The following is a 12484-nucleotide window of genomic DNA, read 5'->3' as shown; positions in this document are numbered from 1 at the left end:
GTGCCCGGCCGGGGTGCCCGGGGCCCGGTGGCTCAGACCGTCGTGACGACCTGCTCGTAGGACAGGCGCGGGCTGCGCGGGAACCAGGCGTCGGGGCCGGGGCGGCCGATGTTGACGACCATCAGCGGGGTGTGGTCGCCGTCCAGGAACTCCTTGCGGATGCCCTCGAAGTCGGCACCGGTCATCGGGCCGGCGGCCAGTCCGGCGGCGCGCACGCCGATGATGAAGTACGCGGCCTGCAGCGCGGCGTTGAGGGCGGCGGAGCCCTCCCGCACCGGACGCTCGGCGAAGAGGTCCTTGGCCTGCGGGAAGTGCGGGAAGAGCTGGGGGAGCTCCTCGTGGAACTCGTTGTCCGCGGCCAGGATCGCGACCAGCGGGGCCGTGACGGTCTTGGCCCGGTTGCCCTCGGCCAGGTGGGGCGCCAGGCGCTCACGGGCCTCGGGGGAGCGGACCAGGACCACGCGCAGCGGCGACTGGTTCATGGAGGTCGGGCCGTACTTGACCAGGTCGTAGACCGCCCGGACCTGCTCGTCGGTCACCGGCTCGTCGGTGAACGTGTTCGCGGTGCGGGCCTCGCGGAACAGCAGGTCCTGGGCGGCCGGGTCGAGAACGAGAGACATGCGTGAACCTTTGCGGGAGTACGTGCAGGGGGTGCGCCGGGTCCGTGTGTACTACACGGACATGCCGACGCATACGACGGTACGCCCGAGAAGTTCAAAGTTCAACCAATGTCGGAGTCCGGTGATCCACTTCACAGGGCCACCGGCCTCTCCGGCTCATCCGTCCTCCCCGGCTCACGCGCCCTCCCCGGCCTCCTCCGCGCCCGCCGCCTTCTCCTCCTCCGCCAGGGCCGCGTCCAGCCGGGCGCGCGCCCCCTCCAGCCAGCGCCGGCACACCCTGGCCAGCTCCTCGCCCCGCTCCCACAGCGCGAGGGACTCCTCCAGCGTCGTGCCGCCCGTCTCCAGCCGCCGCACGACCTCGATCAGCTCGTCCCGGGCCTGCTCGTACCCGAGTGCCTCGGCCACCGCCGCCGTCTGCTCCGTCTTGCCGGTCATCCGCCCACCCTACGTATCGACTCGAACCGTGAACTCGCCCTCCGACACCCGCGCCCGCAGCTCGTCGCCCGGCGCCACCTCGTCCGGAGCGCGCACCGCGTGCCCGTCCGAGCGCTGGAGCACCGCGTAACCCCGCCGCAAGGTCGCGGCCGGGGACAGGGCCACCACCCGCGCGTGCGTGTGCGTCAGCTCGGAGTCCGCCCGGTCCAGCTGGTGCCGCAGCGAGCGCCGGGCCCGGTCCAGCAGCGCCGACACCTCGTCCTCCCGCGCGTCCACCATGCGGTGCGGATCCTGTATCGACGGCCGGGCCAGCGCGTGCGCCAGCCCCCGCTCCTCCCGCTCCAGCAGCGCGTGCACGCACCGCCGCGCCCGGTCCCGCAGCTGCCGCACCCGCTCGTACTCCTCACCCACGTCCGGCACGACCTTCTTCGCCGCGTCGGTCGGCGTGGAGGCCCGCAGGTCCGCGACATGGTCCAGGAGCGGGTTGTCCGGCTCGTGGCCGATCGCCGACACCACCGGCGTACGGCAGGCCGCCACCGCGCGCACCAGCTGCTCGTCGGAGAACGGCAGCAGGTCCTCCACACTGCCCCCGCCCCGCGCCACGATGATCACGTCGACGTCCTCGGCCGCGTCGAGCTCCTTCACCGCCTGCACGACCTGCGGCACCGCGTGCACCCCCTGCACGGGCACATTGCGCACCTCGAAGCGCACGGCCGGCCAGCGGTGCCGGGCGTTCTCCAGCACGTCCCGCTCGGCCGCCGACGCCCGCCCGCACACCAGCCCGATCAGCTGCGGCAGGAACGGCAACGGCTTCTTCCGCTCCGGCGCGAACAGCCCCTCGCGCGCCAGCGACTTCTTCAGCTGCTCCAGCCGCGCCAGCAGCTCCCCGACCCCCACCGGCCGGATCTCGGCGGCGCGCAGCGACAGCTGGCCGCGCGGGGCGTACCACTCCGGCTTGCAGTGCACCACCACCCGCGCGCCCTCGCTCACCACGTCGGCGACCGCGTCGAACACCTGCCGGTAGCAGGTCACCCCCACCGAGATGTCGTACGACGGATCCCGCAGCGTCAGGAACACCACCCCCGCGCCGGGCCGCCGCGACAGCTGGGTGATCTGCCCCTCCACCCACACCGCGCCCAGCCGGTCGATCCACCCCCCGATGAGCCGCGACACCTCCCCGACCGGGATGGGAGCTTCCGCAGACGTGTTGACAGCCATGCCCGCGAGAGTAGTGCGCGCCACCGACAACACACCGTGACCGTGGGGCCTTGAGCCGGGCCCTTACGATGGGACACATGACCGCTTCGCCTGGCCGCCGTGTCCTGCTCGCCGCCCCCCGTGGCTACTGCGCGGGAGTGGACCGCGCCGTGATCGCCGTCGAGAAGGCCCTGGAGCAGTACGGGGCCCCCGTCTACGTCCGGCACGAGATCGTGCACAACAAGTACGTCGTGCAGACCCTGGAGAAGAAGGGCGCCGTCTTCGTCGAACAGACGGAGGAGGTCCCGCCGGGCAACATCGTGATGTTCTCCGCCCACGGTGTGGCGCCCGTCGTCCACGAGGAGGCCGAGCGCGGCCGCCTCGCCACCATCGACGCCACCTGCCCGCTGGTCACCAAGGTCCACAAGGAAGCGGTCCGCTTCGCCCAGGAGGACTACGACATCCTCCTGATCGGGCACGAGGGCCACGAGGAGGTCATCGGCACCTCCGGCGAGGCCCCCGACCACATCCAGCTGGTCGACGGCCCCGAGGACGTCGCCAAGGTCGAGGTCCGCGACCCCTCCAAGGTCGTCTGGCTCTCCCAGACCACGCTGTCCGTCGACGAGACGATGGAGACCGTCGACGCCCTCAAGGACAAGTTCCCGCAGCTCATCTCCCCGCCCAGCGACGACATCTGCTACGCCACCCAGAACCGCCAGCTCGCCGTCAAGCAGATGGGTGCGGACGCCGACCTGGTGATCGTCGTCGGCTCCCGCAACTCCTCCAACTCCAAGCGTCTCGTCGAGGTCGCCCTGCAGGCGGGCGCCCGCGACGCCCACCTGGTGGACTTCGCCGCCGAGATCGACGAGAGCTGGCTGGAGGGCGTCACCACGGTCGGCCTCACCTCGGGCGCCTCCGTCCCGGAGGTGCTGGTCGAGGAGGTCCTGGAGTGGCTGGCGCAGCGCGGCTTCGAGGACGTCGAGATCGTCCGGGCCGCCGAGGAGTCCATCGTCTTCTCCCTGCCCAAGGAACTCCGCCGCGACCTGCGTGAGGAGGCCGCCGCGCTGGTGGCCGAACGGCGCGGCACCGGCGCCGCCTCCGAAGCGGCCGAGTGACGGGTCCGCCGCCGGCGCGGGCGGGTGACGGGTCCGCCGCCGGCCGCGACGCGTGACAGGGCACCACGGGCCACGATGAGTACCGTGGTGCCATGGAGATCTTCGGCGTGGACATCGGCGGATCCGGGATCAAGGGCGCCCCGGTCGACCTCGACAAGGGGGACCTCGCGCAGGAGCGCCACAAGGTCCTGACCCCGCACCCGGCCACCCCGGACGCGGTGGCCGACGGCGTCAAACAGGTCGTCGACCACTTCGGCTGGACCGGGCCGGTCGGGATCACCTTCCCCGGCGTGGTGGAGGGCGGCACCACGGTGCGCTCGGCGGCCAACGTCGACAAGGGCTGGGTCGACACCGACGCCCGGGTGCTGCTCGGCAACCGCCTCGGCGGCCTGCCGGTGACCCTGGTCAACGACGCGGACGCGGCCGGGCTCGCCGAGATGCACTTCGGCGCCGGCCGCCACCGCCGGGGCACCGTCATCCTGCTGACCCTCGGCACCGGCATCGGCAGCGCCGTCTTCGTGGACGGCGTCCTGGTCCCCAACACCGAGCTGGGCCACCTGGAGCTGCACGGCCACGAGGCCGAGAAGCGGGCCTCCAGCAAGGCCAAGGAGGACCACGACCTGTCGTGGGAGAAGTGGGCGCACCGGGTGCAGAAGTACCTGGCCCACGTGGAGATGCTGTTCTCCCCGGAGCTGTTCGTCATCGGCGGCGGCGTCAGCCGCAAGGCGGACAAGTTCCTGCACCACATCAAGGGGATCAAGGCCGATGTCGTCCCGGCGGCCCTGCAGAACAACGCCGGCATCGTGGGCGCGGCCCTGCGTGCGGCCACGGGCACCTGAGCCCGGCGGCCCTGCCTCCGCGCCGGTGTGCGGCCCTGTCTCCGTGCCGGCGTGCGGCCCTGCCTCCGCGCCGGTGTGCGGACCTGTCTCCGCGCCGGCGTGCGGCCCTGTCTCCGCGCCGGCGTGCGGCCCTGCCTCCGCGCCGGTGTGCGGCCCGCCCCCCGTTCCGGCGCGGGGGCTGTTCAGCCCTGGGAGCGGTTGCGCGCGTTCCGCCGCCGGATCATCCGGACCCGGCGGACGAGCACGATCACCCCGGCGATCAGGGTCCCCCCGTACAGCCACCCGGCCTGGGTGGCCAGCCCCGTCACCATGCCCATGAGCTGCCCGCCGGTGCCGTCGCCGTCCACGAGCGGGACCAGGCCCACGGCGAACGCGATCGGCACCACCACCGGCGCGGTCAGCAGGTCCACCCGGCGCACCCACACCGCGGTCAGCGCGGCCACCGGCAGGAACAGCACCCCGTAGGCGGTCTGCGAGTCGAACAGCGCCGCGTCGAGAAGGCCCAGGGTGAGCATCACCAGGGCGCAGAACAGTCCGCCGCCGAGCCCGGTCAGCCGCGGATTGGGCATGCGCCGGACCACCTGCGCGGCGGACCGCCCCGGTCCCGGCCGCCGCTCCGGCACCGGCCTGCTCCGCCCCTGCGGACCCGGCCGGCCCTGCGGATGCGGGCGGGCCTGCGGCCCCTTCCGGCGCTGCGGGATGCGCTCGGGCCTCGCAGAACGCACCACGCCGCCCGCCGCCGCCCGCCCCGCCTGCGGGGGGACCGGTGGCCGGGGCGGCTTGTCGCGTCGCGGTGCGGGCTGCGGGGATCGCGTCCTGTGTTGCTCCACCGGACCAACTTTGGTCGGTTTATGTGCCGAATAGCCCGTTCGACACGCCGGAAGCCGTCACTGTCCAGGCGTTCGACGTACCGCCGGGCGCCGGGTGGGCACGCCGTAGACTGGTGGATCGGCCCACGCAGCCCAGCCGCCGCCGGGTCCTCGCCACCCTCATCCTCACGTAACGGGAAGTCGCAACGTGTCGCTCACGATCGGAATCGTCGGTCTGCCGAATGTCGGCAAGTCGACCCTGTTCAACGCCCTGACCAAGAACGACGTGCTGGCGGCCAACTACCCGTTCGCCACGATCGAGCCCAACGTCGGAGTCGTCGGCGTCCCCGACGCGCGCCTGGCCAAGCTGGCGGAGATCTTCGGCTCCCAGAAGATCCTCCCCGCCACCGTCGACTTCGTCGACATCGCCGGCATCGTGCGCGGCGCTTCCGAAGGCGAGGGCCTGGGCAACAAGTTCCTCGCGAACATCCGCGAGTCCGACGCGATCTGCCAGGTCATCCGCGCCTTCAAGGACGAGAACGTCGTCCACGTCGACGGCAAGGTCTCGCCCAAGGACGACATCGAGACGATCAACACCGAGCTGATCCTCGCCGACCTCCAGACCATCGAGAAGGTCCTGCCCCGCCTCCAGAAGGAGTCGCGGATCAAGAAGGACATCGCGCCCAAGGTCAAGGCCGTCGAGGAGGCCAAGGAGATCCTGGAGAAGGGCGACACCCTCTTCGCCCACGGCATCGTCCAGGGCAGCGAGCGCGCCGAGCTCCTCCACGACCTGCACCTGCTCACCACCAAGCCCTTCCTCTACGTCTTCAACGTCGATGAGGACGAGCTGACCGACGAGGACTTCAAGAACGAGCAGCGCGCCCTGGTCGCCCCGGCCGAGGCGATCTTCCTCAACGCCAAGCTGGAGGCCGACCTCGCCGAGCTGGACGAGGAGGACGCCATGGAACTCCTCGAGTCCGTCGGTGCCCATGAGCCCGGCCTCGCCACCCTCGCCCGCGTCGGCTTCAACACCCTCGGCCTGCAGACCTACCTCACCGCCGGCCCCAAGGAGTCCCGCGCCTGGACCATCAGGCGCGGCGCCACCGCCCCCGAGGCCGCCGGCGTCATCCACACCGACTTCCAGAAGGGCTTCATCAAGGCCGAGGTCATCTCCTTCGCCGACCTCGTCGAGGCCGGCTCGGTCGCCGAGGCCCGCGCGAAGGGCAAGGCCCGTGTGGAGGGCAAGGACTACGTCATGCAGGACGGGGACGTGGTGGAGTTCCGCTTCAATGTTTAATTGAAAGTTAAACCACTTTCTTAGGTTTCGGAAACTGCAGTTCAGAAGGGGTTCGCCTTTAGGGTGGACCCCTTTTCTGATGGCCGGAAGGTGCTTAGGTGAAATGAAGCTTTGAGCGTTGACTTGGAAGTGTGCTTGGTGGCCGCCCATTGGCACCTCTTGTCACCTCTGGAGTTCCGTACCGTGCTGGATCTCCAGGACTGCATTGCACGCTGGCGGCAAATCACCATAACTGAGAATTTCGAATGCCTCGTCGAGGCCCTTGATGAAATCTTGTCATGTTGGTAGGCGGGTCACTGGCCCCTCGGGATCCAGGAGTTCGAGCATACGAAGCCGGTGCTTCGTAAAACGCTCCTGGAATGGGGTGAGGCGGTGCCTTTTGTGCCTGCCTTCCTGTGCGAGCGAGTCATTGAGGAGCTGTTTGGGGTCGGCGATCCCTTTCCGCCGCAGCACCGACAACCCCTACTGCTGTAGCTGTATTGATCAGAAACTCATTGGGTTCACTCGTTGAGGATGTAGCGGACGTGTGAGCCGCCGAGGTATCCGCGCACTATGTGTGGTTTGCGTTGTCGGCGGTGGAAGAACCGGCGGGTTTCGGTGGCGAGTTCGGCCTGGTTTTTGTGTTTGTTGGGCGGTCCTGCGTTTGAGGCCGGCGTTGGTCATTTCGTCGCGGTTGAGTTCGGGTGAGTACGACGACAGGGAGTGAAGCTGGATCTGGTCCTCGTGCTCGGCAAGCCAGGTCCTGACGGTCTTCGGGCGGTGGGCCGCGTCCCGGTCGACAACGAGGTGTACCTTGCGGTGGCGGCGGCGTCCTGCTCGGCAGCTGGGCCCCAGCCTGAGTGCGGATGACTTCCTCCACCTGAGCTGCTACGAGATTCTCACGCGGCTGGCCACCGAGGACGGGGTGAGTTCGCCGGATACTGACGTGACGCTACCCCCTGGTGATCCGACCGGGCCCGCAGATGAGGTACACGGCGGCTTTCGAGGGCGACCGGCCGCCGAGGTCGAAGCGGAGATTCGTCGGCGCCGGAACGGACGGGTTGGACCTGCTGACTCTGGTCAGCCAGCACCCCCACCGAGGGGCCGGCGGGGCGGTTTGGTGTGCGGAGGGAACCAAGTAGCCCGTGACGGACCAGGGTTGTATCCTGATCTGTTCTGTTGTGGTCAACTCATGGACGAGGACGGATTGTTGACGAGTATCGACAAGATGGTGGAGCAGCTGGATGGGCTAGTCGAGGAGTACGCCGCCCTCGTACAGAAGAGCAAGTACGACGACGCCTCTGATTTCCCCGCCGAGATTCGGGTTCTCATGAATCGTCTGGAGTCCGCGATCGAGCGCATCACGGTACCGGGCAGTGTTCATAGGCGGCAGCTTGAGGTTCACGCTGACCTCGGCAATAGCTTCAAAATTGCGGAGTTCGTCGGTATAGCGGCCGCTCTGCGAGATGACCTCAAGGCGGGTTGGACTGAATCTGTCGTCGAGCTGGTGCATGCCGACACGCATGGCGACTACTTGGACATGGCCGAAGAGTTGCTGAATAAGGGGTATAAGGACCCCGCAGCCGTCATCACGGGAACAACTCTCGAAATTCATGTGCGCGCGCTTTGCGTGAAGTACTCGGTTGACATCGAAGTATCAGGGGTGCCTAAGAAGGCCGATACCATGAACGCCGACCTCAAGAAGGCCGGTGTATACGGCGGGTTGCAGCAGAAACAGATCACGGCCTGGATGGACCTGTGGAACAAGGCAGCCCACGGGAACTACACCGACTACGATGCCTCTCAGGTTCGACTCTTCATCGTTGGGGTGCGGGACTTCGCCTTGAAGTACCCGGCGTAGTGAATCAATCGACATCTGGCCTACGGAGGAGTGACGTTGGCAATCGAGGACATGGTGAAGCAGCTCGATGAGCTGATCGCAAAGGCGGAACCTCTTTCACTGAGTTCGCTCTACCGCGTGGGGGAGGAAGCTGAGGCGGAAATTGTGGCCAACCGCCTTGAGGCTGCGGTGACACGCCTCACGATGAAGGGATCTGTGTATGTCCAGCTGGTTCAGCGTGCCAGGGGACACAACATTGAATCTCGGCTGCGACACAACATGCAGGTCGCTATCTCCTTGCGGGACGACCTCAACAGCGGGTGGACGGAAACTGTTGTCGAGCTGGTGCATGCCGATACCTATAGCGACTTCCTGGAGATGGCAGACGCTCTTCTGTCCAAGGGGTACAAGGATGCGGCGGCGGTCATCACGGGCACATCCCTCGAAGTCCACGTGCGGGCCCTCTGCGTGAAGAACGGCGTGACCATCGCGGTGGCGGGCAAGCCGAAGAAGGCCGACACCATGAACGCCGACCTAAAGAAGGCCGGCGTGTACGACGGACTCCGACAGAAGCAGATCACCGCCTGGATGGACCTGCGGAACAAGGCGGCACACGGGAACTATGGCGACTACGACAAGGACGAGGTACGGCAGTTCATCGATGGTGTGCAGGCGTTCATGATGAAGTACCCGGCGTAGGTAACCCCGTAGGCCAGGGGTAGGCCAGCCGTAGGTCTACCCCAGTACGGAAAGTTGCTCTGACGCGACTACGACGTACTCGCGCTCGCCCACACCTTCTCCCAGCTCGCTTCAACCACCTGACAGAGCTGTGGACCCGCACCTTGAATCGCTGCGGGCGGAAAACTGGGGGTGCGCAACCTCAAATAATGGTCAGTGAAACTATCTGTTCCGCCGTGCGTGCGAGCGGACTTGTTCGCGGCCGCCGAGTATCCGCAGCAGCAGAGCAGCTTACCTAGAGATCGACCTGGGCACGGAACAATCCGCCCGTATCCGCGAGAATGTGACGAGATATTGGCGGTCGGTTTGAGGCTAGTACGGATGAGTTCTTTCAGATGATGCGGGTCTTCTTGATTGTGAACTCATATCCGAGTTTATATTTCTCTTGGGCGTTGTCGATAGTGCGGCGCTAACAGGGGGTCGAAACATAGGAGAACAGGGGGTGGATATTTTATAATAGAAGTGAGGGGTAAAGGGGAAAGATTGCCATGGCTCGAAAAGCAAGAAAACTAATCCTGCCCCAACTTCTGTGGGGTCCGCAGAAGCAGCCACGATAGCGAGTTGGCGTAGTCACAGGGCTAGGGATGTACGCCCAACAGCCAAGTGTCGCCGCACAGTCGAAGATCTACTCGTCGCTACGGAAATCAGTGTTGGCCTCGTGGCTATCTTGGTATGATCCGGCGATGCAGACGCGACAAGCTATCCAGAGCCTGAAGCAACTGAAGGATGAGGCCCAGGAAGAGGGGCTGCACCTCCAGGCGGACGACAAGTTTTCTTCCTGGAAGGGGCGTGTACAGTCCGTCCTTACTCGGGCTCTCGGGGTAGATCATCATCTGACGCGGTCGTTCACTGAGAATGAATATGGTCTCTCGATCTTCACGTCTAGCACGCCTGATAGTGCCTGGAACGAAGCATTTCTCAACGGCGTGAAGCGTGCCACCGGAATCATCGATGCTGCGCTATTTGAGTTGGAGCTGGCAGGCACGAGTGACGACGCCGTGGACGAAACCGCCTTTGACCCGGACCTGTGGGCGCATGTCCAGACCCACGTACAGAACGAGGACTGGCAAGCTGTCGCGAGCCAGACCGCAATCTTTGTCGAGGACCGAGTTCGTCAGTGGTGCGGTGACCCGAAGGACCGAGACGGCAAGACGCTCGTTGGTAAGGGGCTGTTTGCGAAGGTCCTTGCCAACGACGGGAAGTTCCGCCTTGGGAAGGAAGCCGGGGAGTGGGAGGGCTGGCGAGGCATCGGGATGGGCTTCACGCAAGCGCTCGGGAACGTTGATCGCCACAACATCCAGAAGCGCGCGGATGCCAAGCGCTACGCGTTCGGGGTCCTCGGCGTCGGAAGCCTGATTCTTACCCAGCTTCGGCACCAGCACGGCGAGGACCTGGCACTGGGCGAGTAGCGGCTTCCTCGATCCTGAGGCGCTCTGCCGCTCAATGGGGCGGCAGAGCGCTTTGGTCTGCCGGGGCAGAAGCCTGCGCCGACATACCGTTGGATCGCCCTGTTCTCGGTCGAGGCCGCAGGCACCGAAGGTCTCGAAGCTCCACGACCTTTGGCCAGCGCAGCGTTGATCGTGCCGTTCAAACTCTGGGAGGCCGGTCGCCCGTCAGCTGCTCGTAGGTGCGGCGGGATCTACCCGAGCGATCTTGAAGAGGGCCACAGTCCCCAAGAACGGCGACGGGCCGCCGGTAGGGGGATAGTCGTCCCTCGTCGCGGAGTAGAGAGCAAGCCCCTTCGCGGCAAACTCCTCCAGGATGGCCGTGATACTTCGCTGTGCGTACCGTACCGAGGAACGAGAGAACTCGATGTCTCCTGAGATGTCGCTCCAGTCCCGGAAGGTTGGACGGCGCCGTCAGATCACGGGGTGGCTAGACGATGCGGATGACGGGGGCGGGTTTGATGTCCTGGGCGTCGATGAGGGTGCGGATGTCGTCCGGGTCCGAAGTCCAGATGATGGCCCCGAGGCTGGCTGCCATGGTCACGACGGTGGCGTCGACGATGTCGGAGGTGCCGGCCTTGCCACAGAGAATGCCTGCGGTCTTGGCGGCTTCGAGGCCGACGGGTACGACGTGGCACCCGGCGAGGAACTTGCCGAGTCTGACCTGGCGGCGGGAGTCCCGCCATGCCTGGCTGACGACGACGGACGGGACGTGGATGTCCCGGCCGTCGTCCAGGGCCAGACTGTGGCGGGCCCACATGCGTCGGTCGTCGTTATCGATGGCGATGAGTACCCCGGCGTCGTACAGGTAGGGGATGTTCACGCGGCCGAGGCTCCCGAGCTGCTGAGGTACTCGGCGTCGGCGGCGGCCAGGTCCGCGCGGGCGGCGGCGAGCTCTTCCGGGGTGAAGGCGCCGTGTTCCGCCTGCCACTCCTGGATGACGGCCCGGCCAGCCCGCAAGCGCAGCTCGCGTTCGGCTGCTCCGGCGACGAGGCGGGAGAGTGGGATGCCTTCTTCCTCGGCGGCTCCGGCCAGGGCTTCGACCAGGGCTTCGTCGAGAGTGATAGTCACCTTCTTGGTAGCCATATATCAACCATAGCGCGGTATGGCCTTCGGTGCTGATGCACGGATCACGTGCTGACGAGCGCGGAAGGTGCGAGCGCATCCGGCGAGGAAGGTGCGAGCGCATCCGGCGAGGAGGGCCTCGCCGACTCGATGGCCCGCGGGGCTGCGGGTGGGACTGGTCCACATTCGCTGGAAAGGGCGGATTGGTGATGAATATCTTGCTCGGCTGTGGGGTGACGGTGCACGGTTTCGAGCACGGGCCAGGCGACGGATCGGGGCTTGGGTGGCGAGCGTTTTTCAGAGGTGCAAGAGGGATGTCCGGAACCGGGATTTTCCCTGTGATCGTCCACGGTGTCGGCATGGGTGGACGGTGCGGTACCGGGAACCGGGTGGTAGGCGCGGGCGTCAGCGGGAGAGGTCGTTTCCCCGTCGGGTGGGCTCGGGTGGTGCGGACGCTTTCGCCGACAAGGTCGAGAACGACAAGAAGGCCGACGTTCGCTTCGATCCTGCGCGAGGGCTTGTGCCGTTGCGGGCCTGGGCCCAGGAGTGGCTGGAGCGACGGGTCATCGGTGAGTCGACGCGCCGCAACTACGAAGGGTTCATCCGCAACCACCTCGTGCCGCGCCTGGGGCGGAAGACGCTGGCCGGGTTGGCGCGGCGCGACTTCGAGGAGTTCGCCAAGGACGTGCATGCCTCCGGTGCGGGGTTGGCGGCCTCCACGGTCAATGACCGGATGGTGATGGTGGCCGCCATGCTGGAGGCGGCCGTCGTTGACAGACGCATCCCGGACAATCCCGCGCGCGGCGTCCGGATATCCCGGGCGGCCCCGTGCGTGGTGGACGAGGACGAGATTCCCACGCTGGGCGAGGTCGATCTGATCGCGGAGCACATCGCCCCGCAGTACCGGCTCGCGGTCTACCTTCAATCGGGTACCGGCCAGCGCCCCAGCGAGGCCCTGGCCTTCTCCACTGAGCGTTTTCAGAGTGGCCACCGATGGGGTGACAGCGGCGAGGGCACAACGCACGAGGCACCCGCGCCGTTGAGGGAGGTGTTCGAAGTCTCAACTCATCAGCCCAGGTGCCTCGTTGGTCTCCTATCCTGCCGC

13 protein-coding genes and 1 pseudogene are annotated in these 12484 nt (G+C 66.9%); 7 read left to right on the top strand and 7 right to left on the bottom strand.

Annotated elements, in window-relative coordinates:
• Window positions 1-32 precede the first annotated feature (32 nt).
• From ACIRPP_RS03350 to xseA, 3 genes are all read right to left on the bottom strand, one after another.
• Entirely contained in the window at window positions 33-620 is a 588-nt protein-coding gene (locus ACIRPP_RS03350; protein ID WP_403637609.1) for a malonic semialdehyde reductase, read from the bottom strand.
• A 174-nt stretch (window positions 621-794) separates the two neighbouring features.
• On the bottom strand, window positions 795-1055 hold the full coding sequence (locus tag ACIRPP_RS03345) for an exodeoxyribonuclease VII small subunit (protein ID WP_403637607.1): 261 nt from the start codon (window positions 1053-1055) through the stop codon (window positions 795-797).
• A gap of 9 nt (window positions 1056-1064) precedes the next feature.
• Entirely contained in the window at window positions 1065-2273 is a 1209-nt protein-coding gene (xseA, locus tag ACIRPP_RS03340; protein ID WP_164344085.1) for an exodeoxyribonuclease VII large subunit, read from the bottom strand.
• 68 nt (window positions 2274-2341) lie between these two features.
• Here xseA and ACIRPP_RS03335 point away from each other — a divergent pair, with 68 nt between their 5' ends.
• Both ACIRPP_RS03335 and ppgK read left to right on the top strand, forming a co-directional pair.
• A complete protein-coding gene (locus ACIRPP_RS03335) occupies window positions 2342-3367 on the top strand; it encodes a 4-hydroxy-3-methylbut-2-enyl diphosphate reductase (RefSeq protein ID WP_403638303.1) in 1026 nt (341 codons plus the stop codon).
• Window positions 3368-3459: 92 nt separating this feature from the next.
• Window positions 3460-4206 carry a polyphosphate--glucose phosphotransferase gene (ppgK, locus tag ACIRPP_RS03330; RefSeq protein ID WP_403637604.1) on the top strand — a complete coding sequence of 249 codons (747 nt, stop codon included), beginning with the start codon at window positions 3460-3462 and terminating at the stop codon, window positions 4204-4206.
• A gap of 182 nt (window positions 4207-4388) precedes the next feature.
• Here ppgK and ACIRPP_RS03325 read toward each other — a convergent pair whose 3' ends face one another.
• A complete protein-coding gene (locus ACIRPP_RS03325) occupies window positions 4389-5036 on the bottom strand; it encodes a DUF6542 domain-containing protein (RefSeq protein ID WP_403637603.1) in 648 nt (215 codons plus the stop codon).
• A 187-nt stretch (window positions 5037-5223) separates the two neighbouring features.
• Between ACIRPP_RS03325 and ychF the strand changes: the two genes are divergently transcribed.
• Window positions 5224-6312, top strand: a complete 1089-nt coding sequence (gene ychF / locus ACIRPP_RS03320) for a redox-regulated ATPase YchF (RefSeq protein WP_403637601.1) — start codon at window positions 5224-5226, stop codon at window positions 6310-6312.
• A 483-nt stretch (window positions 6313-6795) separates the two neighbouring features.
• Here ychF and ACIRPP_RS03315 read toward each other — a convergent pair whose 3' ends face one another.
• Window positions 6796-7146 (bottom strand): transposase, encoded by a 351-nt coding sequence (locus ACIRPP_RS03315; protein ID WP_403638301.1) that lies wholly within the window; start codon window positions 7144-7146, stop codon window positions 6796-6798.
• 337 nt (window positions 7147-7483) lie between these two features.
• Between ACIRPP_RS03315 and ACIRPP_RS03310 the strand changes: the two genes are divergently transcribed.
• The 3 genes from ACIRPP_RS03310 to ACIRPP_RS03300 all read left to right on the top strand — a co-directional run bounded on the left by ACIRPP_RS03310 (window position 7484) and on the right by ACIRPP_RS03300 (window position 10278).
• Window positions 7484-8152: a hypothetical protein gene (locus ACIRPP_RS03310; RefSeq protein WP_403637599.1), complete on the top strand. Its 669-nt coding sequence runs from the start codon at window positions 7484-7486 to the stop codon at window positions 8150-8152.
• A gap of 36 nt (window positions 8153-8188) precedes the next feature.
• The gene (locus ACIRPP_RS03305; RefSeq protein WP_403637598.1) at window positions 8189-8830 is read left to right on the top strand and encodes a hypothetical protein; all 642 of its coding nucleotides are present in this window, start codon (window positions 8189-8191) and stop codon (window positions 8828-8830) included.
• Between the two features lie 722 nt (window positions 8831-9552).
• Window positions 9553-10278, top strand: coding sequence for a TIGR02391 family protein (locus ACIRPP_RS03300; protein WP_403637596.1), 726 nt, complete (start codon window positions 9553-9555; stop codon window positions 10276-10278).
• A gap of 466 nt (window positions 10279-10744) precedes the next feature.
• On the opposite strand, the gene ACIRPP_RS03295 is transcribed toward ACIRPP_RS03300, so the two are convergent.
• Entirely contained in the window at window positions 10745-11137 is a 393-nt protein-coding gene (locus ACIRPP_RS03295; protein ID WP_403637594.1) for a type II toxin-antitoxin system VapC family toxin, read from the bottom strand.
• The gene (locus ACIRPP_RS03290) at window positions 11134-11400 is read right to left on the bottom strand and encodes a hypothetical protein (RefSeq protein ID WP_385117384.1); all 267 of its coding nucleotides are present in this window, start codon (window positions 11398-11400) and stop codon (window positions 11134-11136) included. The genes ACIRPP_RS03295 and ACIRPP_RS03290 overlap by 4 nt, the downstream gene beginning before the upstream one ends.
• Window positions 11401-11812: 412 nt before the next feature.
• On the opposite strand from ACIRPP_RS03290, the pseudogene ACIRPP_RS03285 reads away from it, so the two are divergent.
• A pseudogene (locus tag ACIRPP_RS03285) lies at window positions 11813-12484 on the top strand (hypothetical protein); the annotation flags it as partial.

Source organism: Streptomyces sp. NPDC101219 (assembly GCF_044767675.1).
GTDB lineage: Bacteria > Actinomycetota > Actinomycetes > Streptomycetales > Streptomycetaceae > Streptomyces.
Note: the sequence above shows the minus strand (reverse complement) of the source record. Positions and strands in the feature narration are given on the sequence as shown.

What these genes read in the sequence shown, in the direction of transcription:
- ACIRPP_RS03350 (WP_403637609.1), bottom strand. Translation starts at nt 620, where the DNA reads ATGTCTCTCGTTCTCGACCCGGCCGCCCAGGACCTGCTGTTCCGCGAG.
- ACIRPP_RS03345 (WP_403637607.1), bottom strand. Translation starts at nt 1,055, where the DNA reads ATGACCGGCAAGACGGAGCAGACGGCGGCGGTGGCCGAGGCACTCGGG.
- xseA (WP_164344085.1), bottom strand. Translation starts at nt 2,273, where the DNA reads ATGGCTGTCAACACGTCTGCGGAAGCTCCCATCCCGGTCGGGGAGGTG.
- ACIRPP_RS03335 (WP_403638303.1), top strand. Translation starts at nt 2,342, where the DNA reads ATGGGACACATGACCGCTTCGCCTGGCCGCCGTGTCCTGCTCGCCGCC.
- ppgK (WP_403637604.1), top strand. Translation starts at nt 3,460, where the DNA reads ATGGAGATCTTCGGCGTGGACATCGGCGGATCCGGGATCAAGGGCGCC.
- ACIRPP_RS03310 (WP_403637599.1), top strand. Translation starts at nt 7,484, where the DNA reads ATGGACGAGGACGGATTGTTGACGAGTATCGACAAGATGGTGGAGCAG.
- ACIRPP_RS03300 (WP_403637596.1), top strand. Translation starts at nt 9,553, where the DNA reads ATGCAGACGCGACAAGCTATCCAGAGCCTGAAGCAACTGAAGGATGAG.
- ACIRPP_RS03290 (WP_385117384.1), bottom strand. Translation starts at nt 11,400, where the DNA reads ATGGCTACCAAGAAGGTGACTATCACTCTCGACGAAGCCCTGGTCGAA.